19 protein-coding genes and 1 riboswitch are annotated in these 23,843 nt (G+C 45.0%); of the genes, 3 read left to right on the top strand and 16 right to left on the bottom strand.

The window, feature by feature from the left end:
- Window positions 1-127 precede the first annotated feature (127 nt).
- The 5 genes from modB to NSS87_RS04820 form a co-directional block, all read right to left on the bottom strand.
- On the bottom strand, window positions 128-790 hold the full coding sequence (gene modB, locus NSS87_RS04840; protein WP_042185211.1) for a molybdate ABC transporter permease subunit: 663 nt from the start codon (window positions 788-790) through the stop codon (window positions 128-130).
- A gap of 35 nt (window positions 791-825) precedes the next feature.
- The gene (modA, locus tag NSS87_RS04835; protein WP_339245165.1) at window positions 826-1,614 is read right to left on the bottom strand and encodes a molybdate ABC transporter substrate-binding protein; all 789 of its coding nucleotides are present in this window, start codon (window positions 1,612-1,614) and stop codon (window positions 826-828) included.
- A gap of 237 nt (window positions 1,615-1,851) precedes the next feature.
- Window positions 1,852-2,817, bottom strand: coding sequence for a WYL domain-containing protein (locus NSS87_RS04830; protein ID WP_339245162.1), 966 nt, complete (start codon window positions 2,815-2,817; stop codon window positions 1,852-1,854).
- A 199-nt stretch (window positions 2,818-3,016) separates the two neighbouring features.
- The gene (locus NSS87_RS04825) at window positions 3,017-3,703 is read right to left on the bottom strand and encodes a hypothetical protein (RefSeq protein ID WP_042185207.1); all 687 of its coding nucleotides are present in this window, start codon (window positions 3,701-3,703) and stop codon (window positions 3,017-3,019) included.
- A gap of 191 nt (window positions 3,704-3,894) precedes the next feature.
- Window positions 3,895-4,581: a M50 family metallopeptidase gene (locus NSS87_RS04820; RefSeq protein WP_076283905.1), complete on the bottom strand. Its 687-nt coding sequence runs from the start codon at window positions 4,579-4,581 to the stop codon at window positions 3,895-3,897.
- A gap of 226 nt (window positions 4,582-4,807) precedes the next feature.
- Here NSS87_RS04820 and NSS87_RS04815 point away from each other — a divergent pair, with 226 nt between their 5' ends.
- A complete protein-coding gene (locus NSS87_RS04815) occupies window positions 4,808-5,275 on the top strand; it encodes a hypothetical protein (protein WP_339245157.1) in 468 nt (155 codons plus the stop codon).
- 49 nt (window positions 5,276-5,324) lie between these two features.
- The gene (locus NSS87_RS04810; protein WP_042185200.1) at window positions 5,325-6,029 is read left to right on the top strand and encodes an AIM24 family protein; all 705 of its coding nucleotides are present in this window, start codon (window positions 5,325-5,327) and stop codon (window positions 6,027-6,029) included.
- Window positions 6,030-6,109: 80 nt separating this feature from the next.
- Here the strand turns inward: NSS87_RS04810 and NSS87_RS04805 are convergent, their stop codons facing one another.
- Together NSS87_RS04805 and NSS87_RS04800 are read right to left on the bottom strand one after the other, a co-directional pair.
- Window positions 6,110-6,565 (bottom strand): Dps family protein, encoded by a 456-nt coding sequence (locus tag NSS87_RS04805; protein ID WP_042185198.1) that lies wholly within the window; start codon window positions 6,563-6,565, stop codon window positions 6,110-6,112.
- 185 nt (window positions 6,566-6,750) lie between these two features.
- A complete protein-coding gene (locus tag NSS87_RS04800; RefSeq protein ID WP_339245156.1) occupies window positions 6,751-8,229 on the bottom strand; it encodes a potassium/proton antiporter in 1,479 nt (492 codons plus the stop codon).
- Window positions 8,230-8,423: 194 nt separating this feature from the next.
- Between NSS87_RS04800 and NSS87_RS04795 the strand changes: the two genes are divergently transcribed.
- The gene (locus NSS87_RS04795; RefSeq protein WP_339245154.1) at window positions 8,424-9,470 is read left to right on the top strand and encodes a GNAT family N-acetyltransferase; all 1,047 of its coding nucleotides are present in this window, start codon (window positions 8,424-8,426) and stop codon (window positions 9,468-9,470) included.
- A gap of 434 nt (window positions 9,471-9,904) precedes the next feature.
- Here the strand turns inward: NSS87_RS04795 and NSS87_RS04790 are convergent, their stop codons facing one another.
- The 9 genes from NSS87_RS04790 to NSS87_RS04750 all read right to left on the bottom strand — a co-directional run bounded on the left by NSS87_RS04790 (window position 9,905) and on the right by NSS87_RS04750 (window position 23,818).
- Window positions 9,905-12,610: a discoidin domain-containing protein gene (locus NSS87_RS04790; protein ID WP_081951040.1), complete on the bottom strand. Its 2,706-nt coding sequence runs from the start codon at window positions 12,608-12,610 to the stop codon at window positions 9,905-9,907.
- A 51-nt stretch (window positions 12,611-12,661) separates the two neighbouring features.
- On the bottom strand, window positions 12,662-14,182 hold the full coding sequence (locus tag NSS87_RS04785) for a glycosyl hydrolase (protein WP_339245151.1): 1,521 nt from the start codon (window positions 14,180-14,182) through the stop codon (window positions 12,662-12,664).
- 153 nt (window positions 14,183-14,335) lie between these two features.
- On the bottom strand, window positions 14,336-15,886 hold the full coding sequence (locus tag NSS87_RS04780) for a glycosyl hydrolase (RefSeq protein ID WP_339245149.1): 1,551 nt from the start codon (window positions 15,884-15,886) through the stop codon (window positions 14,336-14,338).
- A 12-nt stretch (window positions 15,887-15,898) separates the two neighbouring features.
- A riboswitch (cyclic di-GMP riboswitch) is annotated at window positions 15,899-15,978 on the bottom strand.
- Window positions 15,979-16,114: 136 nt separating this feature from the next.
- Window positions 16,115-17,488: a sugar phosphate nucleotidyltransferase gene (locus NSS87_RS04775; RefSeq protein WP_076129262.1), complete on the bottom strand. Its 1,374-nt coding sequence runs from the start codon at window positions 17,486-17,488 to the stop codon at window positions 16,115-16,117.
- A 652-nt stretch (window positions 17,489-18,140) separates the two neighbouring features.
- Window positions 18,141-19,481, bottom strand: coding sequence for a UDP-glucose/GDP-mannose dehydrogenase family protein (locus NSS87_RS04770; protein WP_339245147.1), 1,341 nt, complete (start codon window positions 19,479-19,481; stop codon window positions 18,141-18,143).
- Between the two features lie 4 nt (window positions 19,482-19,485).
- Window positions 19,486-20,586 carry a glycosyltransferase gene (locus tag NSS87_RS04765; protein ID WP_036676592.1) on the bottom strand — a complete coding sequence of 367 codons (1,101 nt, stop codon included), beginning with the start codon at window positions 20,584-20,586 and terminating at the stop codon, window positions 19,486-19,488.
- Between the two features lie 61 nt (window positions 20,587-20,647).
- Window positions 20,648-21,787: a glycosyltransferase family 4 protein gene (locus tag NSS87_RS04760; RefSeq protein WP_339245145.1), complete on the bottom strand. Its 1,140-nt coding sequence runs from the start codon at window positions 21,785-21,787 to the stop codon at window positions 20,648-20,650.
- Window positions 21,787-22,974 carry a glycosyltransferase family 4 protein gene (locus NSS87_RS04755; protein ID WP_339245142.1) on the bottom strand — a complete coding sequence of 396 codons (1,188 nt, stop codon included), beginning with the start codon at window positions 22,972-22,974 and terminating at the stop codon, window positions 21,787-21,789. Before NSS87_RS04755 ends, NSS87_RS04760 begins: the two co-directional genes overlap by 1 nt.
- Entirely contained in the window at window positions 22,961-23,818 is an 858-nt protein-coding gene (locus NSS87_RS04750; RefSeq protein ID WP_339245139.1) for a glycosyltransferase family 2 protein, read from the bottom strand. The genes NSS87_RS04755 and NSS87_RS04750 overlap by 14 nt, the downstream gene beginning before the upstream one ends.
- Window positions 23,819-23,843: the final 25 nt, after the last annotated feature.

The raw sequence follows: 23,843 nt of genomic DNA, 5'->3' as shown, positions 1-23,843 counted from the left end.
GTTTCTAAAGAAAAAAAACCTAGTCCATCCCAGGTTACTCCTGGATGGGCTAGGTTTTTTTAAATTTATCAAGATTTCCAATCGACATTCCCACTGAGGTCAGCGGAGCGATCTCTGTCGAGCATAATTAAGTACGCCGGTTCACAAACATCAACATCACAGCAGACATAACAATAATGGAGCACACCCACATCCAAGCAAGGGTCATGTTGCCGCCATCCACCGCGACATAGATCGCTGTAGGTACAGTCTGCGTGCGGCCAGGAATATTTCCAGCTACCATGATCGTTGCGCCAAATTCTCCTAAACCGCGGGCAAAACCTAGAACATACCCAGCAGCGAGTGACCGACCTGCAAGGGGCAATGTGACATAACGCAGTACCTGCAGTTCGCTCGCTCCCTGCGCACGCGCCGCATCTTCAAGATCCGCTTCCACGCCTTCAAAGCCCGCCTTCACCGTACGGTAAACGAGAGGAAAAGCTACGACAACCGCAGCGATAACCGCAGCCCCCCATGTAAAAAGGATCGTATGCTCCGTCATTTGTTCATACCATCTGCCAATCCAGCTGCGACGACCTAAGACGACCAACAACACAAATCCGACAACTGTCGGAGGCAACACAAGTGGAAGCAGCATTACCGTCTCGACCAAGCTATAACCAGGGAACTTGCGACCTGCCATAGCCTTAGCCGCGGCCGTTGCAAGAATAAATACAATGATGCTGGTAATTACTGAAATTTTAACGGAAAGCCATACCGGGGCGAAGAAATCAGTCCAATTTATTTCCATCCTTATTCACCCCGCTTCTACTCATGATTTCTTATTTAAGGAAGCAAGAAGCCATAGCTTGCAAAAATATCACTAGCCTCTTTGCTTTGAAGATAATTGTAAAATTCTTTAGTTTCCTTTTGATTCTTTGAATCCTTCACGATACCCGCCGGATAATTAATAGCTTTGTGAACATGCGGGCCTACAGTAAGGGCGATCTTCGTCTTTTTTGAAGTCAATGCATCTGTCTTATATACAAAGCCTGCATCGACATTCCCCGTTTCGACGTAAGACAGAACCTGACGTACATCCTTCGCAAATACAAGTTTGTTTTGCAGCGTATCCCATACCTTCTTCGCAGTTAACGATTGCTGAGCATATTGGCCAGCGGGCACAGATTCAGGCTGCCCTACCGCTACCTTCTTAAAGGATTTATCCGTAAGTTGAGTGATTGTATTTAATGAAGCTTTTGAATTCGAAGGTACGACTAGAACCAACTGATTCTTAAGCAGAACCTTATGGTCAGAGATCAGTCCAGCATCCACTAACGCATTCATCTGTTTATCCCCTGCAGAGAAGAACAGATCCGCAGGAGCACCCTGCTCAATCTGCTTCTGTAATGTGCCAGATGCAGCATAATTAAAGACCAAATCAATATCGGGATGCTTCTTCTCATAGAGAAGCGCCATTTTATCTAAGCTATCCTGCAAGCTGGCTGCGGCGGATACTATAATCTCTGTCTTCTTGGCGGCTGCCTCTACCTCCAACCCTGCGCCCGCAGAAAAATTCACAACCAAAAAAATTGCTAATACACCAAAGATTCTGACTGACCATTTCTTAAACATTTCCATTCCTCCCATTTTCACATGTATATATGTAGATGCTATTCTAGCATACGTTTTTTCGATTTTCTATAGATTGAGTTGTGTTTGGATATGTTTAGTTATATATTGTTATAATTAGATAGTTAGAAATGAGTATCTTGGACTTACTCGCAAAAAAAGGATGCCACCGGCAACCATTTAAATGGTTGCTCAAGCACCCCATCTTTCGAATTGAACGAAGGTCAAATGAGCGTATCACTATTTATAGTGCGAACTCCATTTTTCCAACTGCTGCCTGATTACTTCACGGTAATAGTACGGTTCAATGATTTCTGCTTCCTCTTCGAATCTCTTAATCCAGCGGACAAATCCTATATCTTGTTCCACGGCAACCTTAAAGTGAAAACATCTAGATTGACGATCCACTTTACTTGGCTTAAAAGGCAATTCGTCCTTCTTAATTCCTTCCATTACCCGTTCCGAGAATTTCACTTTGAATTCTACCTGTAAACTATCCCTATCGAGTGACCATTTCTGCTTCATAAAGGCTTGCACATCAAACGCTTCCTTCGAAAAAAAACGATTTAATGGCTTCACATTAGAAAAATCGTTGATATGATATGTACGAATAACACCCTGACGATGACAAAATCCAATGAGATGAAAACGACTTTCCAGCGGGACCAGACAATAAGGATCAATGGTGATCCCTTTCTCTTCTAATGCATTCTCACTATAATTCGCTTGAATACTCTTTTGCTTTAATAAAGCCTCCAGGATCGGACTAAGAAATGAGTGTTGTTCCATATGCGAACTGTTTCTTTCTGCCCACCCCACCCCTACTTCTCTTCTTGCACGTTCTATTGTTTCTTCTCTCTCCGCCTTACGTTTATATTCAGCTGCGACTACTTTTTCATACGCGCTTTCAAAATCTATGGGTAATGCTGGTTTTATATCTTCCATAATATAGCGTAATTGCGAAAATGCGTTTGCTTCTTCTTCCGACCAATCCAAGGGATAGAGTGCAAAATTCCCAATAAAAGCATAACCTTTTCCATGCCCCAGGTGGGTTATGGGAATATGCATGGCGCTAAGCGCGTCCATATCCCGGTAAATCGTTCTCTCGCTGTTGCCGCAGCGTTCCGCCAATTCGCGGGCTAATATCCCTGGCTTGGCTTGAACAAGTGTAATAATGCGCATCAGTCGGATTAATCGGTCTGTCATATTCAGTTCCCCTTGATTTATGGTTAAATAGACCCATTATTTTATGAAAAAAAGTAAAATTGTGATAGAACTTTTTTACTATGTTACCACATTTTATATTACAATTCTTCTTATAATTTTCCGCCGAATCCGCTGAAAAATCCAATTTATGTATAGGTCTTTTTTCGCTTATGTGCATCCTCGTGCAGTGAGTCCTATATTAAATTCCACCAACGGCTTTACTTCGTTGCTGATGCTCGAACCCGATCTGTTTATACAGCATTTCAGCCTCTTTAAGCAGCAAAGGATCTCCAGAGCGTACTGCGAGTAGCAACATCTTATCCGCATGTCGATTGAGCATTTCGTGAGCTTCACTATGCTGGCCTTTACTTCGTAGTGCCTCTGCTGCTTCAACCGTTTCAGCCGTCTTCAACAATTCCAGATGCTTCTCAACATAAAAGCAGCAAGTATCGCTCAGAATGCGCGTATGATGCGCGTACTCCAGCTCAAGTACCTTCACGGGAAGTTCACGAACACGCTCTACAGTTGGTTTTTTATACTTCCACTGTAGGGATAATGCTTCATATTTACCTGCTACAGAACTAGAAGTAGTGAACTCCAATCCTATGAATTTGCGTTGTCCTGTTTTTATTTTTCCGAGCTTAAGCAAGAGTGAATTCCCTTCTCCAGCCTCCATTTCACATCCATAACAGCGCTTAAAAGTTACATGTGGCTCAAGCCAAACTCGTAGTTCAATATCACGTGCAACCACTTTGTGGCTGCTTGGTCGGCTATTTTCTGAAGGCAAATTTCCTTTCCATTCGACAAGTAAAACAACATCCCGATTTCCACCTGCAAAAATACGATCTTGACCCCACGTAAATATAGGAGTAATACTTTCCATCATATTTTCCACCTCTTTCTTTTTTTGGGTCTTCTATTAATGTACCAATAATGGCGGACAACTCCATGTCATGGAATGTATGTTCGGTTCTATATTATCGACAAAAAAAGAGCCATTCTACATACTAAGTAGACTGACTCTCGCAAAAACAGCCCCTTTTGTCTGTTTATGACGAAAATTTTATGTTTTTAACTTTAACGACTCTGAAGTTTAGGCTGCACTCGCTCCCGCTTAAAAAATAGTCCCAGCGCCCATTTGGCGCAAAGCAGAGAAAATATAAAAAATAGGACTGCCCAAAATATGGCCGGCACCGATGTCATCCTTGCCAGGTTACTGGCATCTCCCGCACGAGATGGGGATACAACGGCCGCATATACGAGAAATAAACTTCCCATTACAGACTCTTCCAAGGTCAAAAAAGCTAATAACAAATAATAATATTTGCTGGCCTTTTTCCACACCACCAGCATTAAAACATTCAGCGCAATAAACCCGCCTAACCACATCATTCCGAAGCTTCCCCGCACGTACATTACCAGCATAATCAATGCTACTGTAGTAGCTAAGATAAGTCCCCAATCATGCCGTCCTTTACTGTAGAGATAGAAGAGCAGCAATGCGAATAAGGAAGCAAGCACATACCCGGATAGCGACACCAGTATCGCTCTTCCTCCATCTTGAATGGCTGAATAGGTGACCCCACTATGATTCGCGTATAGTTCAATCCGCAGCACACTGCCAGACAGCAGTAAAGTCACCAGCGCATGACCAAATTCATGAATCATCGTGTCCAAATTCCGAAACAAAGATGAGAATGGAATCAACCTCGTCAAAAAAGCAGATCCGACCAAAAATAACATTGTCTTAAGCCATTTATTCATTCCGCAGCAGCCCCTTTCCGTCCAAAGTATACGATAAATAGTCCCTCTTCTCAATCATGTTGAGCACAGCCAAATCGTTCTTTACAAGGAAGTGTAACCTCACTTCAAACAGGCAAATATTACTGACCCAAGAAGCCCTATTCACGTTTAGCGTACGCTGTCAGAAGCTGTCAAGCTGTGTTAAAATAAAAGAAATATAAGCCTAAATTGGGTGGTGATTATATAGATGAAACAACGTAAATACCGTAAATATCTACAGCTGTTATGTTCGCTCCTGCTTCTGCTGACTCTTTCCATATCTCTTCCGGCCCCAGTAGCACAAGCCAATATATTCAGTGATATCTATAATGGATTCAAAAGCTTCTCTGAGCTTCCAAATGAAGTCAATGAATTGAAAGAAGGATTTCAGCAGACAGCTGAAGAGCTACAACAGGCGAAGGATAAGCTTACGAATACCATGCAGGAAATGGAGGCCTACCGGACACAGAACGAAGCCCTTCAGGAGCAGAATCGCCAACTAACGCAGATGGTTGATGAGTTGCAAAATGACCGGACGGCACGCGAAGAATATTATCATAAAATCAAAGTGACTATTCTTACGGGGATTGGTCTAATTCTGGGGTATTTTATACTCATCCGTATTGTTCGTTTCAGCATGCTTCACCGTTCTAGAAAAGGAGACCGCCTGCGCTAATCTTGAACATTCAGTAAAGATCACGTCTACAGCATGAGGGAGATGAAATATGAACATCGATGTCCAAGATGAAAGCGACAGCGGGAGCGGACAAGCCGTAGCCTTCACCCTTGGGGAGAAGGAAGAGGTTCATGTGCTGCACCCACAACAAATTATCGCTTATCAAGGGCCTGCCACTGGACGGGCAGACAGATTTATGGATGTAAAGGGCATCTATCGCAAGCGAAAACTGATTCGTTCGGATATGTCTGGCCCTTGCCATTTTGTCGCCGCCCTTCCACCAGGTTATCGGGTAAAGATTCTGCAGCTTGATGGAAAGAGCGATTTATTGTACGACTTTAAACATCTCTTCTTCTACAGCAAGGGAGTTACGATGGATACACGAGTGCTAAGTATGAAGAATGTGCTCGTTACACGAGATATTGTGAAAGTGAAATTTACGGGTAACGGCATCATTGGTATATTGACTGAAGGTACGGTATGTGAAGCTGAGCTTCATCCTTACAATCCGCTCTATGTGGATGCAGGCAGCATTATTGCCTATCCTGAGAATGCGAAGCTGGAGCTTACCGTTTACGGCAACCATTTAGCTAGCCAGCATATGAGTTATCATTGGAAGATGACGGGCCACGGCCCTGTGTTGTTTCAAGCCGGACGCCAGAATCGCCGATTTGAAAGAGATAATAACGATGATGGTATTATTAAACGATTTCTGCGCGAAGCCGTGCCATTTGGTGGAGTATTTATTAAATAGAATGCTTCAAAAAAAAGAGCGCCATGCGTTAACCATACGCAGGCGCTCTTTGTGTATTCTATCCCTATAAGGATGTTGTCTTAGCCGATAAAGGCATTCAGCATCCAAGCATGTTTCTCAATGCTGCTTCTGATGCCAATCAGCAGATCCGCAGTTGGTTGATCGCTCAATTCTTCAGCAGTAGCAATTGCATCTTGCAGTTCTTTAGCAACAGTCTTAAAGTCTCTCACGAGCTCAAGTACCATACCTTTAGCATCTTCGCCGCCGCGAGCTTCTTGTAAGTCGGACAATTCAAGATATTGCTTCATTGTGGAGGCTGGTTGTCCACCAATAGAAAGCAAACGCTCAGCCAAATCATCTGCATAACCCGCAGCTTCATTGTATAGCTCTTCAAACTTCTCATGCAGTGTGAAGAATTGAGATCCGCTAACATACCAGTGATAATGATGAAGCTTTACCCCGAGCAGGAACCAGTTCGCAGTTTGGCGGTTCAAAGCAGCTTGCAGTTCAGTATGGTTCTTTAATTGTGTTGTCATTAATAAAACCTCCTATGGTTCATTTATTATAATTGTATTTAGACTCGTTCTAAATCTATATACAATTTAACACACTCTTTCGTGTTTTGCAACTATTCTGGAGATTATATGTTGTGCCGATTCTAGCACAGCTTATGTTATGAAGCCTATTATGTGTGTCACACTTTGGTAAAAGAGTCTCTTCTCTAGATTAAAGAAACATCCTCCTCCGCTGTCTTTCCTTTCCTGCTGCGGAAGAAAGCCCTCATCTCATCACGCTTACTCTTCGGACTTAGGACATACACAGTATCCCCAGGCTCAATAACAGTACTTCCATGCGGAGTGACAATCTTTTTATTGCGGATAATTGCCGTAAATAAGATATCATCTGGCAGACCTATTTCTGAAATCTTCTGTCCAGCAATGGGCATATAAGGGTTAATTCCAATATGGTTAAACTCCGAGTCTGTCTTGCCAAGAGCAACCAGCTCCATCAGGGAAGGCTGATCTGAATCTTCTTGCCCCACAAGCTTCAATCGGGATGCTAGCGGGGAAATACTAGTTCCCTGAATCACCGCCGAGGTCAGTACGACAAAGAACACAACATTAAAGAATAGTCGTCCGTGAGACAGATCAGCCAGCAGCGGATAAGTCGCTAACACAATCGGAACGGCTCCACGAAGTCCGGCCCAAGAAATCAAAGTCTTCTCGCGGATCGTAAATTTGGAAAAGTGCAGGCTTATAAATACACCGATTGGTCTAGCTACAACCATCAGAATGACGGATAACAAGATACCTTGCCATGCCACTTCCGCCAGCTCCTGTGGAAATACTAACAAACCAAGCAGTATGAACATAAATATTTGCATCATCCAAGCAAAGCCATGACTAAAATTCATAATGGTACGGTGATACATTAGCTCGGAATTCCCAAGCGTAAGGCCCATAACATAAACAGCCAGCAGCCCGCTGCTATGTACCCATGCTGATAAACCATAGGTCAGAACAGCAAAGCCAATCGCCATTACTGGATAAAGACCTGTAGAATCCAGGTTAATTCGATTGATACAGAAAACTGCGATCTTCCCCAGCACAAAACCCAGTACTAAGCCAATGCCCATCTCCCATATAAAAGACAACAGCAGCCCCCATATCGCCATATCCGGATGCTGTATCCATTCGATTAGCGAGACTGTCAAGAACACCGCCATTGGATCGTTACTTCCTGATTCTGCTTCTAACGTCGAGGTCAGACGTTTATCAATGTTCTTACCGCCGAGTACCGAGAAAACTGCAGCCGCATCTGTCGATCCAACGATCGCTCCAAACAGAAAGCTTTCTGGCCATGTCACATCAAGGATCAGCTTAGCGAATACCCCTACAATGGCTGTCGTCATGATTACGCCTACCGTTGATAAGGATAATGCCGGCCGAATAACAGGTTTAATACCCTTAATATTCGTCTGCATGCCACCTTCGAATAATATGACAACCAATGCGAAGATCCCGGCCATTTGCGTTAAGGAAGCATTGTTAAAAAAAACAAATTGGCTTAGCACCATCCCCGCAGCAAGAAACAGCACTAAAGCTGGCATTCCAAATTTAGTGGAGAACTTGGTGGAAAATACGCCTACAAGCAGGAGTGCTGCCAGTAATAATATAATATTATCTGCAAGTTGGGACACCGATTATTCACTTCCCTTTCTCTTCTAGCTTTAAAATATAAGAAGCTTCCTTATTTATGTACTTTATTACCCTTTTCGATATCCTTTTGAGACATTGAATAATATAAACAAGATTGGAGATTTCATTCCCCGGGCCTTATACTTTATGTAAATGCTTTCTCCCCATCGTGTGTACATATAGGAGGTTGAATGTTATGCAATTGAGATTAATTAAACCTGCGGAGCTAGATCAAGCGGCTCTGCTTGCAGATTCTGTCTTTCGTGAACCGGGTGCCACTTCAATGAAAGAACTGTTTCCACTTATTTTCCGCCCTGGACTCAGTCATTCCTACGCGGCTATTGCCGATGACGGAACGGTTGCTGCTTTCATGGGGCTCGTACCCTCCACGATCAAGACTGGAGATGCTTTCCTGAATGTATTCTCCATAGGTGCTGTCTGCACCGATCCCGCTTTTCGGGGCCAAGGACTGGCGGGCCAACTTCTACAGCTATGCCAGAGTCATGCTGCCGAGGCCGAGGCATCGCTGATTTTTGTTTCGGGTGATCGTTCGTTATACACCCGAGCTGGGTGCGTACCGTTCGGAGGTACGCAATTTACCGAGCTGAACGCAAGCTCAGCTCAGGCTCTTGCAGCCGCAGCAGGAGAAGAATGGACGCTGCGGCCAATGCAGCCGGGCGACTTCTTCGGAGTCTACCGGCTGCTCAATGAACGCGAAGCCGGACATGTATATAGTCCGGGTGAGCTGGCGCTGCTGCTGGGGACCGAGGCTTACGCGGGTGTGATGGGCTTAGCCCAGCGCACACTCGTAGCCGTTCGGGACGGCAGCATCGAGGGGTTCGCCGCGGTGGCTGTGCCCGCGGCGGCGGACGTGCCAGCGCCGAACACGGCGACGGCGGTGGAATGGGCCGGCCAGCCGAGCGCGGTAGCGGCATTGCTGGCCAAGGCGGCCTTGTGCGGCGGCGTTGGCACGCTGCAAGTGCCTGTGCCGTGGCAGGAGCGCGGCTTGCTCGCGCTTCTGCGGGACGCCGGCGCCAGCTTAAGCGGCGGCGCGAACAGCGGGACGGTCTGCATCGCAGACCGGGAAGCGCTATTGCGGCAGACCGAAGGCTGCCGCAAGGGCCTCGACTTGTCGTCCGTGCAGGACGACAAGGAGCTGATCTCGCTGCTCTTTGATCCAGCGAGATCAGCGGATTCCGATGCTATTGCTTTGCCGTATATGTCTGGACTTCGTTTCATTTAACGGATTTAAACAAGAATAAACGGAAGCCGTCCTTTTAAGGACGGCTTCCGTTTCTGCGAGAAAGAGAAAGATAATATATGCCGTGTAACATATACATTCTGATCTATGAGGATATCCCAAACTCCCCCACCTTCTGCACTCAGTCTAAGAAATTGTGATGGGGCGTTGGGGAAGGAGTTTTATGTGGAAAAACTCCCTCTATTTAGGATGATTTCCTCACAATTGCCCAGTTATGCGGAATTTCTCCCTATAATACGGAGGATTTTCTAAAAAACGGCGATATCCGCTGGAATACAGGGAGAAATTCCCTATATTCCACCTGTTCAACCCTAAAACACAAAATTTATAGGGAAGAATTCCCTATTCCATTGTAGATCTATCTCACAGTAATTTAGTATGCGCTATAAATGATTATATAAATTCAAATGATACCCTTATTCTCTGGAATACACCTGCAGCTCTTGAATGGACCAATAATTCCCGCCGGATCCGGTCTGTACAATTTTGATATACCTCGTCTTTACTTTAGAAAAGGATATCTTAGTAAGCTCTTTCGTACCTTTTCCAGACGTGAGTTTGTTCCAGTTTTGAGCATCGTCAGAAATATAAACTACATAGTCTCTTGGATAATCAAAAGGTGAAAGCGTGCTGTCCAAATCTATTCTTTCAATTTCATGTGCTTCACCCAGATCAATCTGAAAATACTCTCCGGAGGCCTGATGTTTCCCCGTATCCCAGCGCGTGCGCCGATCCCCATCGATAGCCAGACTAGGAGCTGATGCTGCCGTATTCACATTTGAGGATACCTTCCATTTAGTACGATCCAGAGGAACCAATCCGGTGGCTGTAATCTGAACTTTATCGGACAGTAAATTAGAGCCGGATACCCTTACCGCGTAGGTATATAACGTCCCTTCACGTAAATTATGATCCGTATATTCTGTAAGCTTCACATCGGTGGCTACCACCTTCATTTCCCCGCCGCTACCTTCAGCGCGAAGCAGCTCATAGCTTGCTCCCGGTGCCTCCAACCAATTTAATTTTACAGCTAAACCTTTTGTTGCTGCGGCTTTGAATCCTTTAGGTGCCGACGGCTTTACTTCAGTGGAAGGCTGCAAAATATACTGCACAGCCTCTCCCGGAGCAAGTGTCTCCGTAAAGGTTAACGTGGGAGTAGCCTTTTTACCTGTTACATAACTTCTTGCTTTTTCATACGTATCCCCGTTTCCAAAACGCTCCCCTTCATACACCCCGTTTTTCGGCATAGTCACATTTACACTCACGGTCTGTGGAGTAGACTCAAAGTTAACGAAATTAACCAGTACCTTATTTGAAGTCGCCCCGCTTCCAGCAAGAGGCTTCAATGTAGAAGTATCCACGGCCCGAACATATACCAGCTTGTCGGCTAACACATCTTTGTTGGCAATTTGATAAGTTAGCGGGGCTCCATGTGTAGCATAGGCAAGACTGAGCCTTCTCATGATGCTGACACGTGAATCCTCATTTTCTTTTGTATAATAAATTTCTGTGGTCGCCGGATCATGCTCTTCTAAATTAAACCCGTATTTGAATAAACTGAAATCCTTAAAAAAAGCAGCATGCTGCACAAACATATCCGCATAACCAATATGCGCACGCATGATCCGGTCGAATACAGCCGCTGTCCGCTCCGTTGCCCCGTATTGATAGGCATCCACATGACTGTCCGAGGTACCAAATTCAGTGGTCAGCATTTTTTTGCCAAGTCCATTGTCTGCGCCAGTGAAGGTCTTCAAATTCTCAGTAAAGCTTCCTCCATTACTAAAAATATAAGAGTCACCGTAGGAGTGTCCATTGGTCAAATCCGTAACCTTTTCCAGCTCCATACGTTGCTCTGGATCACGTTCCCAGCCATCCGGATCTCCACATTCCTTCCCGGTTCCCTTCTGATTACCACAGGAATCTTCACTGTAGCTCGGCCAATACGCCCAGCCCGGAGCAACAGTTTGTAAATGGGGCGCGATTTGCTTCCCCTTTTTATTCAACCAGTCCGCAATCGCCAGGTTCACTGCCTTAGAACGATTAAATAACCCTGGCTCATTATCTACCTCATAATATTGAAAATAAGGGCTATATTGTTCAAAATAATCTGTCAGCTTTTTCTCCGCATCAGCAGGCAACGATCCATCTGCCTTAAGCTTAATATCACCAGTATGCAAATACAGAGCAACCGCCTGCATGTTGTAATCCTTCAATACCTTGTAATATTCCAGCATATCTGAGCAGGATCTCCCGACATCACTGGCACAACTGGTACGCATCACATTGCCGCTATAAGCCATCCCTAGCCATTTGATAACATAAGGCAAGTGCGTAACCGCACCTTCATCAAAGTAAAACTGCTTATTATTCACTACTGTTCCGGTCAGTGTATAGCTGCCATGAATAGGCTCGGAAATTGGAGCGTTAAGAGATTCTAAACGGAGATTATCCCAAGTCCACCAGGAATATTCGTCTTCTTTGTCACTGCAATATAAACAGCGAACCGTTTGCAGCTTCAATTCGTTCGTTCCCAGCTTCAATTGCTCCTTGGGAATGTATAATTCATAGGATTTTTGAAAGCTATATTCACTTTCTGTGCCCGATACGCCCGCAATTTGAATGATCCCTGACAATTGACGATTGGAAAACACACTCATTTGCGGCACGGATTTATAAGCATCCAGAATTCCTACGCTAAATAAGACCCCATTCTCCGGGATCTTATTTAGCTGATAGGTGATCGTTAATTCCGGCTGGGTCTTTCCATTCAAGCCTGCAGGCAAGCTCTGAAGAGCCGATGATTTGAGCGCTGAAGAAGGAACATTAAATATCTTCTTACTGCCAGAAGTGCCACTCGCAGCGAACTCAGCTGCTGAGCCATCATGTTGTCCCAGATTCCAGATCACAGTACCATCCGGTATTTCTGCTGCAACATCACTTCCTGTAGCTAATCTTGGTATATTGGCACCTACCTTATAATCGTTCGTCTTATTCGTTCCGAAAACAGAGACAGACAACAGAAACAAGACGGTTAATGCGGTGAATTTCAGTAATAACAGTAATGGTTTGTTTGCAGTTATCCTATTTTTTCTATTAGATATTCTCCTCGTTATTCCCATCCATAGGTCCTCTCTTTCTTCCGGAATGTCTAACCCTATCATTTCATTAGATTAAGGAAGGAACAATGCCCCTTGTGGAATCACCTGCTGCTTCTGGCTGGAACTCTCCCACAGCAAGCGAAGATTAGCATCTCCTTCATTCTCATAATATTCAATTTGGATATCATAAAGTGTTCCGGCTGTGAGCGGGATACTTCCTTTATGAAGGGTTGCACTTTGATTCTTCCAATTATCGATGATCAGCTTTCCGTCAATCCAGACACGGACTCCATCATCAGAGGATGCCGAAATCGTATATTTTTCACTGAATTTAGGTTTGAGCTTCCCTTTCCAGCGAACAGAAAAATGATCTTCATCTATCTCCTGTGCAGGTGACCCGCCATGCCAATTAAAATCAATCTTACGATCATCGCGGATAAGTACCGCTTCTCCCTCTAAATCAGTATTGTTATAGTATTCTCCATTTAAACCCGCTAGGGTTACCGGGATTACCGGTGCTATCGAAGGGCCTCCTGTTGTGAGAACGTAATCCTCTCTCGATACTATAAACGAGTCATTCATAAAGCTTTTAATTGACTGTAGCGTATTATTTTCTGTCAGTAATTTTCCCCAGGTCATCATATAGACCCATTTATTTTGTTTCTCGGTTAATATTTCCGGGTTCGGCAGCTGTCCACTCTCCCCGATTCCGATAGGTTTACCATCAGCAAGTGCGAGCAGATCCTCATAGTAGGACTGCTTATAATCGTTATTGTAGATATCCGCAGCCAGAACATCGAGTTTATCCGCACCGGGATAATATGCAGCATAAGGATCTGCCCATTCATTCGGCGCATTCGGATTCCACACCCACAGTAGATTATTCAGTTGATGTGTATTTACAAAACGATCATAGACAATATTCCAAAGCGCTGAAAAATTGTCCTTTTTCCCCCACCAAAACCAACCGCCGTTCATTTCATGGTAAGGTCGCCATAAGACTGGAACTCCGGCATCACGCAGCTGTCCCAAATAGCCAGCGATCTCGTCTAGATCAGAGATTAGACTCTTATACTGAGCCGTCCCAGGCGTAACATAAGTATTAAACTTCTCTTGACTGAGACTTCTGTTTACATTGGACCATTCCGGAGAAGTCCCCGGCAAACTCTGATGGAATGTCATGGCTACAATGCCACCCTCTTGATGCCACTCCATTGCACTGTCTATAACAGCTTGTCGCTGTTCTGCGATCGTCCCTTCGGGTTGATTATTAATTGCCCCCAATTCATAACCATGTAGAACGGCATTTTGTCCCGATGTATTCTTCAGCTTATGAACCAGTTCATCTGGACTTTCTAGATAATCATGCTGGCCAGACAGGATTCCTTTGCCACGTAGATTCACCAAATTACTCAGCAGTTGCTTGGCTTCTTCAGAAGCTGATGGATTGCTTGGTATAGCCGGAGGAAGAGCGGAAGAAACACTCATAGCCTTCGGAAGACCCTTAACCTCTCCCCAAGGCAGCAAGGAAAAAATAATAAACACCGGTAATATAGTAAACAACAATCTGTTTTGCTTATAATATTTACGCAAATAAATCCTCCTTTCGGTAGCTGTACTGCCTCCACAGGTGCTAAATAAACATACCTGTTATCGGACAATCGTCTTCTGACCTAATGAGGACTATAGCTTAGTAGCTCTGCAATAACGCAGAGCCACTAAGGATCGACCTTTAATTTTCATCAATCAGGAGACATCCGGAAGATAAAGTGCACTTGCTGGAACTGTCTCTTTAGCTTGACTAGTACTTTCCCACATCAAGCGGACTCTCGCATCGCCTTCATTTTCGTAATACTCCACCTTGATATCGTATAGCTGGCCAGCCTTCAGCGTTATATTACCCTTACGCTCAGTACCACTTTGCTTAGTCCAACTATCAATCACGGATTGCCCATTCACCCACACACGGATGCCATCATCTGAGGTAGTGTAAAATGTATATTGCTCATCATATAATGGCTTAATTTTACCGCTCCAACGTATGGAGAAACGATCAATCCCGAGGGCGGCATCCGGCGATCCTTGCCGCCAATTGAAATCGATAATTGCATCAGTTCTAGTAAGAGCTGCTGTTCCCGATAGCTGTATGTTGTTGTAATATTCTCCTGCAAGCCCCTTCACAAGAGGAATTGCTGCCTCACCCTCTTCTTCGGGAGGTGCCGGCGCTGGTGCAGCGCTAGGTGTCGGTACCAGACTAGTATTTAATTTATCTCTAGTTAAGGTATAGTTGCTATTCATAAATGTTTTAATTGTATCTGCACTGTTATTCTCGTAAAGCATTTTTCCCCAGCTCATCATATACGTCCATTTACTTTGTGATTGCTGAAGCTTCTCCAGATTAGGCATTTCACCATTCTCCCCGATCGCAATCGGTTTGCCTGCGGCTAGACTCAACAAGCTGTCATAGTATTTTTGCTGGTAATCATTTTCGTATATATCTGCTGCCAGAATATCTACTTTATCAGCACCTGGATAAGTTAGCGCATAAGGATCTGACCAAACATTGGGAGCATTCGGACTCCATACCCATAACAAATTATTTAATTTATGAACGTTAACAAAACGGTCATACATAATATTCCAAAGTTTAGAAAAGTTATTTTTCTTCCCCCACCAGAACCAGTTCCCGTTCATTTCATGATAGGGTCTCCAAAGCACCGGAACATTGGCATCGCGCAAGCTTTTTAGGGAGACTGCCACCTTATCAAGCTCAGCGATCAGATTGTTATATTGCTTGGTACCCGGTGTAACGTAACTATCGAACTCATTCTGACTAAGTGTTTTTTTCACATTATCCCAGTCATAAGAGGTGCCCGGCAGGTTAGCATGAAAAGTCATAGCTACGATCCCGCCCGCTTTATTCCAGTTGATCGCGCTGTTCACCACATTTTGACGCTGCCAGGCCATCGTTCCTTCTGACTGACCGCTGATCGCGCCCAGTTCATAACCGTGAAGAGCGGCATATTGTCCGCTGCTTCCCTTCAGCATATTGTTAATTTCATCTGGACTTTCTAAATAGTCATGTTGACCAGCAATAATACCTTTTCCTGAGATCGAGTAAAAATAGTTAAGCAGCTTTACGGCTTCAGGTGAGGCTCCTGGGGTAACTGGCGTTCCAGAATTTGAAGCAGCTATGACAACAGACGGCGAAATTCCAACAGTAAGCGGAAGTGCAGTCAGAAACAAGACGAGTGACAGAAATGCGCCAAATAATCGATACGTACGGTAAGCTTTCAAAATAATCTCCCTTTCGGTAGCCAGGCTGCCACTCTTTCGAAGGCCCTATAGCTTTGCGTCCCTACCTTTCGATAGGTTTGCCTTTTCAATTTAAGAGAAATAATCTCTCTTACCGTAAGTATCGACGACAATTAATGATATATTTAGTGTTTTTATGACTTTTTTTGATAATTGAGTCAATTTACCTGTTTCAAGAAATTTTGGATTGGTTAAATAGATAGGTTAGACCTATGAAATGAATTGTTGTAGTTCTATATCATTCCAGTCTAAAGTAATACGAATGTTATCTTCTTCTACTAATTCAGAACCCGTCTGTACCTCTATAAACTCGACATCCGTCAAAGCAAGGATCGCGTGCTTCGTCCCTTCCGGTATACGTACCACGTCCCCAGCCTTCACATTATGTTTTTTCTCATTCAGCACAATACTTGCTTCGCCGCTGACGATTGTCCAAATTTCACTACGCTTGCGATGTAATTGATAGCTGATATTATTCCCCTCGGATATAAAAATCCGTTTGGTCAGCACTTCATTGCCTTCATCATATTTCACATAATCAATAACTTTGTAATGGCCCCAGCGGCGTTCCTCGTACATCGGTCTTTGTTCAAAGGTCTTCAGCACTTCTTTAATCCGTGGGCTCTCAGCTTTATGGGTAACTAGAATCCCATCCGGGCTAGCCGCAATGATCAGATCCTTCGCACCAATTACCGTAATCGGAATATCCAGCTCATTAATCAAGCAAGTCCCCTCAGAATCCGCCGTTACAAAACCTTTTCCTACATGCTTGCTGCTCATTTCCTCTGTCAGCGTATTCCACGTTCCAAGATCCTTCCAGAATCCATCATACGGCTGTACTACAATATGTTCTTCTTTCTCCACCACTTCATAATCAAAGCTGATGGAAGACAATAGCTTATACTGCTTCTGCAATTCTTCATATCCTAAAGGCAACCCTTTACGCTGCAAAATATCTAACAAGTACCCTAAGCGGAAGGCAAACACTCCGCAATTCCACAAGGCATTTTGTTCGATGAGCTGTTCTGCTTGTATGCGGTCTGGTTTCTCTTGAAAGTGACTCACCTTCATAAAACCATTTTCCCCCGCCTCTTCGGTGGTAGGAATAATGTATCCGTATTTCTCTGAGGCATGTTCAGGAACAACACCCATTAGTGCCAGATTTGCTCCACTTTCCAGCATGGTCCCCTCAAGCATAGCTATGGTATCGAAAAAGGATGCTTCTACATAAGGGTCAACAGGCAATATTGCTACCGTCTCCGCTGGAGAAACACCTGCCACTGAATAAAGATAGGTAGCTGTTAAGGCGATAGCCGGAAAAGTATCCCGACGCTCCGGTTCAACGATAATCGGCACATGACTTCCCAGTTGGCTTTGTATCATTTCTACTTGGCCGCGGCCGGTGGCCAGATAAGATGATTCTGCCATCCCTGCTTCCTCCAGCTGTCTCCAGACACGTTGTACCATGGATTCTGGTTCACCTTGAGGGCTTTCAAGTACCTTTAGAAATTGCTTTGAACGTGAGTCGTTGGACAACGGCCATAACCGTTTACCTGAACCGCCTGATAGAAGTACCATTTTCATAGAATGAACCCTCCTTGAATTATGGAAATCGAGCATATTTGAATTGTTATCAAAACGTCTGGCTTCCGTTTGGTGGTAGCTAGAATGGATTGTATTAAAAGCTATATCTTTGTTAGGTAGAAACCACTCCAAGGGATTTTGGACTTCCGATCGCTGTTATCCTCAGATTTCCTGATTGAACCGCTTCTCGCGGTAGAAATCCGAGGATAAAGGCGAACACTCCGTTTCTACAGTTCCAAATTCCCTTTCCGTTCTTAACCTAACCAACTTCTTCTTAATACTTGATCCGTGCGTACCGGGCTGTACCAGCCAGAAGCAAGCACGTTTTTCTAAAGATTCGCTTCTGCTCCGGGGGAGGCAGCAGCTAACGCAAGTGCAACTACAAGCGCAAGACTATCTGCTACTGCGGTATATAATCAGAGTACCTAACTTTATAAATTGCTTAGAAACTTAAGATAAGGGAACGAAGTGGCGGAGGGGAATTTTGGAACTGTAAGAGCGATAGCGTCCGCCTTTGTCTGCGGATTTCTACCGCTATCAGCGGTTAAATCAGGAAATCTGCAGACAACAGCGGCTGGAAGTCCAAACATTCTCTGGAGTCACGGCTCATCCCTAAATAGAAAAAACACAAGTTCAATCAATATAACTTAGATTAAACCGCTCCAGCCACACTAGCAGAATAACCGCTCAATCCACCCATCTGTGGGCGGCCGACAGAATGATAAACGAGGCCGGTACCCTCGATTTGCTCCTTGGAATACACGTTGCGTCCATCGATCAGCACCCCATTGCGCATGCTTTTCGCCAGCTGATGCAGATCAATCTCCTTGAGTAGGCTCCAATCGGTCAAGAGGCATACGGCGTCGCTGCCCTCAGCCGCTTCCTCTGGCAGATTGCACCAGCGAAGCTGCGGATGATCATATTGCTGCCTGAAATTTGTAGCTGCGATTGGATCATATAGTTTGACTGTTGCCCCTTCAGCAACCAGTGCCTCAACAATCTCTCTGGCTGGAGCTTCGCGGACATCATCAGTATTAGGCTTGAAAGCAAGCCCCCATATCCCAATCGTCGAACCGCGCAGGCTGCCAAGTGATTCATGCAGCTTGGAGATGATCATAAACCGTTGTCCCTTGTTCACTTCGACTACAGATTTCAATAATTTGAATTCGTAATCGACGTTGCCCGCAATTTGAATGAGTGCATTAGTGTCTTTCGGGAAACAGGAGCCTCCATAACCGATGCCAGCCTGCAGGAAGGATGACCCGATTCTTTGGTCCATACCCATTCCTTGTGCTACCTCGGTTACATCAGCTCCCACTTTTTCACAAATATTGGCGATCTCGTTAATAAAGGAGATCTTCGTGGCCAAAAATGCATTTGAAGCATATTTGATCATTTCAGCACTGCGTATATCTGTTACAAATACATTTTCAGTGAAACCCTTATGAAGCTCGCGCATGGTTGGTTCCAGCTCTGGATTATCAAGACCAATGACAATTCTGTCGGGATGGAGGGTATCGCGAATCGCTGACCCTTCACGTAAAAACTCGGGAGCAGACACGATATCAAAAGAATGATGGGTAAACTTAGAGAGCATTTTGGAGATTTTCTCATTTGTCCCTACGGGAACTGTAGATTTAGTCATTATAATTTTGTGCCCTTCCATCGCTTTAGCGATTTCAGCAGCTGCACCCTCAATGTAGGTTAAGTCAGCTTCACCATTAGGCAGCGATGGCGTACCTACAGCAAGAATGATAATATCTGAATGCCGCACCGAATCCTGAAGATCTGCAGAAAAAGATAACCGTTCCTCACGAAGATTCAGTTCAATCAGTTCCTCGATTCCCGGCTCATAGATGGGCGATTCCATCTGTTTCAGCTTCTTAATCTTTTCCTCGTCCTTATCCACACAGATGACATGATGTCCGCCCAGTGCAAAGCACACGCCAGATACAAGACCCACATACCCAGTACCGATTACTGTCAGCTTCATACAATCATCCTCCTTTTAGAAAATTGACGTAGGCCTGCTCAACATACTGCTTGAACTTAACCATAAACGCCTGCTCATCGAATTTACGTGCATGCTCCATGATTTGATCGATATCCCAAGCGTAGGACTCTACCTCATAAATAGCCTTAAGCAGATCCTCCACTTCTTGATGCTGAAAGAACACACCATTTACATAAGGAATAATAGTATCCAGTGCCCCACCTGCTTGATAAGCAATTACCGGTCTTCCTGCAGCGTTCGCTTCCAGCGGTGTAATTCCAAAGTCCTCTTCTCCTGGAAAAATGAACGCTCTACACTGTGCCATCATTCCAGTCACTTGCTCATCTTCTAGCCGGCCCAGAAACGATACATTATCCTTAGCCATGCCTTCGAGACGCTTGCGATCTGGTCCATCCCCTACGATATAAAGCTTAAGTCCGTTACGGTTAAAAGCCTCTACTGCCAGATCAATCCGCTTGTAGGAAACAAGCCGAGATACAATTAAATAATAGTCACCAATGGTTGAAGAGCTTGTAAACCGGGCTGTATTAATCGGTGGAAATATGACATCTGCATCCCGGTGATAATAATTCTGAATCCTCGTCTTCACTACTGATGAATTGGCTACGAACTGATTCACATTTTTGGAAGTCCGTTGGTCCCACGTTTTGAGCTGCTGCATGTATACCTTAAGCATTTTTTTGAACAGCCCGGAATTCGACTGACGTTCCATGTAGGTGTCATAATCCCATGCGAAGCGCATAGGCGTATGGCAGTAACAAAGATGAAACGTATGTTTAGGAACTTGAATACTTTTCATAAAAGCACTGCTGGAACTCAGGACGATATCGAAACCGCGAAAGTCCAAATCACGGATGGCCATTGGATAAAGTGGCAGCACCCCTTTAAAATTGGTCTTTACCCCCGGAATCTTTTGCAGCCAGGAGGCACGGATATCCGCATCTTTGAGATTGTCAGTAAGGCGGCTTCCGTTAAAAACCGTTGTGTAGATTGGAGCCTCGGGATACATGTGATGAAAGACTTCCACCACTCTTTCCGCGCCGCCCATTTGGATTAAGTAATCGTGCGCTATCGCAATTTTCATGTGAATCATCCTCAAAGTTTTATGGAGCATCATCTTCAGAATTACCGCGTCATAGCATCTGTCAGGTGCCCGCCAACAAACCTTTATAGTAGTCAACGATGTCCTTGACCGTATTCTCGATAACAAAATGCTCTTTCACTCGTTTCATCCCATTGTCCGCCATCCGCCGTCTTTCCTCTGAGTGATCCAGCATCCATTTAATGGAATCTGCCAGTATCGCCGCGTCACCAGGCTCTATCAGTAGCCCTGTCTCACCTTGAACTACAATTTCTACCGGCCCGCCTTCATTGGAGGCGATCACCGGCAATCCCGCTGCCATTCCTTCAACGATAACTTGGCCAAAAGGCTCAGGAGTTACCGAAGTGTGAATCAGTAAATCAGCAGTATTCATAAGACCTTGAATATCATCCACATGCCCTAGCATGCTTACATTAGTAAGCTCGTCGTTTTTTATCTTTTGCAGCAATTCCTGCTTATAAGCCTCTTCTCCAAACAGAGCGTCTCCAGCCAGCCAGAATTTCACACGAGGTTCGTTCTTAAAGCTTTTTGCGGCTTCCAGCACAATATGTTGACCTTTCCAATGCGCCAATCGACCAACTAGCAGTACGTTAAAATCCTTCTGGTCCCGCATACCGATCCCATTACCAATCGCTTTAGCGAAAGCGGAGTATACGACCAACGTTTTTTTCGAACGCGGCAGCTCCAAAGCATTCAGCGTAGAATGTGAATTTGCGATGACTCCATTGGGGAGCAGTCGCGACAGCAAACGAATTCCTTTGGCAACGATTGGCTTTAAATAAGGAGCCCCAATATGATCCCGGATGTGCCAGATCAATGGAACGCCCGCTATTTTTGCAGCGATGGCTCCGTATAATGCAGATTTTAGGGAATTGGTGTGCACGCAATCTACCTTCTCCGCTTTTAAGAGCGGCGCAAGCTTGCGGCCATAAGCCAACAGCTTGAAGGCTGCAGCAGGTGCTCCCAAGTTGACAGCATTTCTCCCCCGACTTCTGATGCTCTCATCCAGCGGAATAATACGGACATCCATCCCTTTTTCACGTAGCCGTTCAGCCAGCGCACCATCCTCAGCCAGAATTACCAGTGGATCGATCTGTTCTCCAATATGGGTAAGGATGTTAAACAGGGCAACTTCTCCACCACTCCATTTAGCAGTGTGATCTATATAGGCTACTCTAAGCATTACGTGGTCACCTCCTCTCCTAAGGCTTGTAGGAACACGGATTCTACTTGATCCGTAACATGCTCCCAGGTATATCTCTCCAGTACATGCTCTCTACATTCATCCCGGCTCGGAAGCAGCTTTCGATTGCTAAGCATATGGATCATACCTTCAGCCATGTGGTCACTACTTGAACTCTTAAATAGTAATTCCGGCCGGAAGCCTTGCAAAATTTCCTTATTGCCGCCAATCGGTGTAGCCATCACTGGCAATCCTGAAGATAAAGCTTCAACGGTAATCAAACCAAAGCCCTCCAATGCCTGTGAGGGAACCACGAACATATCCGCTGCCTGATAATAAGAGGCTAGTTCATGATCGGGAATGTAGCCTAGCAGTCTTACCTTATTGCTTAAGCCATAGTCGGCGATCTTTTCTTCCAGTTCTCCCCGCAACGGCCCTTTACCACCAATCAGCAGAATTGCATTCGGGAAACGCTCCGCAACTTGCTTCCAGGCTTCAAGCAGCTGTAGCAGTCCCATCCGATTGACCAACCGCCGAACAGTCAGCACGGTTGTTGCTCCCTCAGGTAAATTTAAGCTTCGTCGAATCGCCAATCGATTCGTAGCGGGAATAAAACGTTCCACATTAGCTGCTCCTGGAATCACTATAATTTTGTGTAGAGGCACTCCGTGCAGCTTATGGAGAATGTCCCGGAACGTCTCACTAAGCACAATGAACTTATCCGCTAGTTTATAGGCTCTATGTTCAATGGATTTGGCGATGGTTGTTTTGACCCGGTGCTTAATGCCTTGGCCTTCGATTTTCATTTCTTCATTCCATGGGCCATGAAAAGTCATCACTACAGGAATCCCGCGTTTCTTTGCTTCCAAGGCTGGACCAATACCATAAGGAGCAAAGTGAGTGTATAAAATATCTATACGGCCACTGCCCTCTCCCATCAGATCGGCCGCCTTACGCTGGAAAGCATCCTTACGTTTCCAGATCCCATCTTTTGGATCTCCGGCATTGTGAATAATCAATTCCTCAGGGGTATCAGGCGTTTCTTGACTGCAAATCAGCGCATGCACCCGATTACGTGAGGAGAGTTGCTCGCAAACGGATTTGAAATACGTGTTAAGCCCACCCGGCTGTAGCGACGGCCAGCTAAGGCCAGTCGTCATAATGTTCAATCCGTCACTGTACGGCATAGCTTCTCTCTCCTTTATTCTCCTTCTCGGTCTGACTCGTCTTCGCATTGTGCTGAGTCAGCTTTCCCGATCTAATTAATTCGTAATGCTTGAAGCCGACCATGAATTCATACATGACCCAGAATACGGATACACCGAAACCTGACATTCCCTTCTTGAACAAACCGTGTAAGAAATACTTTTGCAGGAAACGGGCTGGCGGTCTTAACAGCAGATGACTGACCCGAAATCGTTTGCCCTTGGCATACGCACTTTCAGCTTCCAAGTCAGTATACTTATTGAATCGTGCCACATGATCGTTAATACTGCGGTAACCATAATGCCAGAGGGTTCCTGTCAAACGTATGGTTCGTTCTTCAGAAACCTCGGGCATCTCGTGCACCAAGCTGTTTCGAATTCCATACGCTTTGCGGTTGTAAAGGCGCACTAGATATTCGCCACGATCCAGCCATCTGCCCATAAAATCACCGATCCGGTAGATAGAATAGGCAACCGATTGATCCTTAAGCCCCGGTTTCAGTTCAAGAATACTTGCGGCCAACTCGTCGCTGACCACTTCGTCAGTATCAATAAGGAAGACCCAATCATGAACCGCGCGTTCTACTCCGAACTCCCTCTGTTTCGCATATCCGGGCCATGGGTTGACGTATACACGACAATTCAAGCTTTCGGAAAGCTGAACTGTCCCGTCTTTGCTGCCTCCGTCAATCACAATCACCTCGTCGGCGAATAACCTGCAGGATTGTATGGCCTTAGATATTCGAACTTCGTCATCCTGAGCGATGATGACAGCCGATATTTGATAATTGCCTTGGCCGCCTACCACGCTTTTTACTGAATCCATGAAGGTTTCCTCCTTTGTCTTTCGC

The sequence above is a fragment of the Paenibacillus sp. FSL F4-0243 genome, from assembly GCF_037963295.1.
Lineage (GTDB): Bacteria > Bacillota > Bacilli > Paenibacillales > Paenibacillaceae > Paenibacillus_AQ.
This window is presented reverse-complemented; position numbering and strand designations above follow the sequence as displayed.

Bases quoted from the DNA above. Each gene is read 5' to 3' on its own strand.
- NSS87_RS04820 (WP_076283905.1), bottom strand. From the start codon at position 4,581: ATGAATAAATGGCTTAAGACAATGTTATTTTTGGTCGGATCTGCTTTT.
- NSS87_RS04795 (WP_339245154.1), top strand. From the start codon at position 8,424: ATGCAATTGAGATTAATTAAACCTGCGGAGCTAGATCAAGCGGCTCTG.
- NSS87_RS04790 (WP_081951040.1), bottom strand. From the start codon at position 12,610: ATGGGAATAACGAGGAGAATATCTAATAGAAAAAATAGGATAACTGCA.
- NSS87_RS04825 (WP_042185207.1), bottom strand. From the start codon at position 3,703: ATGATGGAAAGTATTACTCCTATATTTACGTGGGGTCAAGATCGTATT.
- NSS87_RS04755 (WP_339245142.1), bottom strand. From the start codon at position 22,974: ATGCCGTACAGTGACGGATTGAACATTATGACGACTGGCCTTAGCTGG.
- modB (WP_042185211.1), bottom strand. From the start codon at position 790: ATGGAAATAAATTGGACTGATTTCTTCGCCCCGGTATGGCTTTCCGTT.
- NSS87_RS04765 (WP_036676592.1), bottom strand. From the start codon at position 20,586: ATGAAAATTGCGATAGCGCACGATTACTTAATCCAAATGGGCGGCGCG.
- NSS87_RS04810 (WP_042185200.1), top strand. From the start codon at position 5,325: ATGAACATCGATGTCCAAGATGAAAGCGACAGCGGGAGCGGACAAGCC.
- NSS87_RS04760 (WP_339245145.1), bottom strand. From the start codon at position 21,787: ATGCTTAGAGTAGCCTATATAGATCACACTGCTAAATGGAGTGGTGGA.
- NSS87_RS04775 (WP_076129262.1), bottom strand. From the start codon at position 17,488: ATGAAAATGGTACTTCTATCAGGCGGTTCAGGTAAACGGTTATGGCCG.
- NSS87_RS04750 (WP_339245139.1), bottom strand. From the start codon at position 23,818: ATGGATTCAGTAAAAAGCGTGGTAGGCGGCCAAGGCAATTATCAAATA.
- NSS87_RS04815 (WP_339245157.1), top strand. From the start codon at position 4,808: ATGAAACAACGTAAATACCGTAAATATCTACAGCTGTTATGTTCGCTC.
- modA (WP_339245165.1), bottom strand. From the start codon at position 1,614: ATGTTTAAGAAATGGTCAGTCAGAATCTTTGGTGTATTAGCAATTTTT.
- NSS87_RS04770 (WP_339245147.1), bottom strand. From the start codon at position 19,481: ATGAAGCTGACAGTAATCGGTACTGGGTATGTGGGTCTTGTATCTGGC.
- NSS87_RS04805 (WP_042185198.1), bottom strand. From the start codon at position 6,565: ATGACAACACAATTAAAGAACCATACTGAACTGCAAGCTGCTTTGAAC.
- NSS87_RS04830 (WP_339245162.1), bottom strand. From the start codon at position 2,817: ATGACAGACCGATTAATCCGACTGATGCGCATTATTACACTTGTTCAA.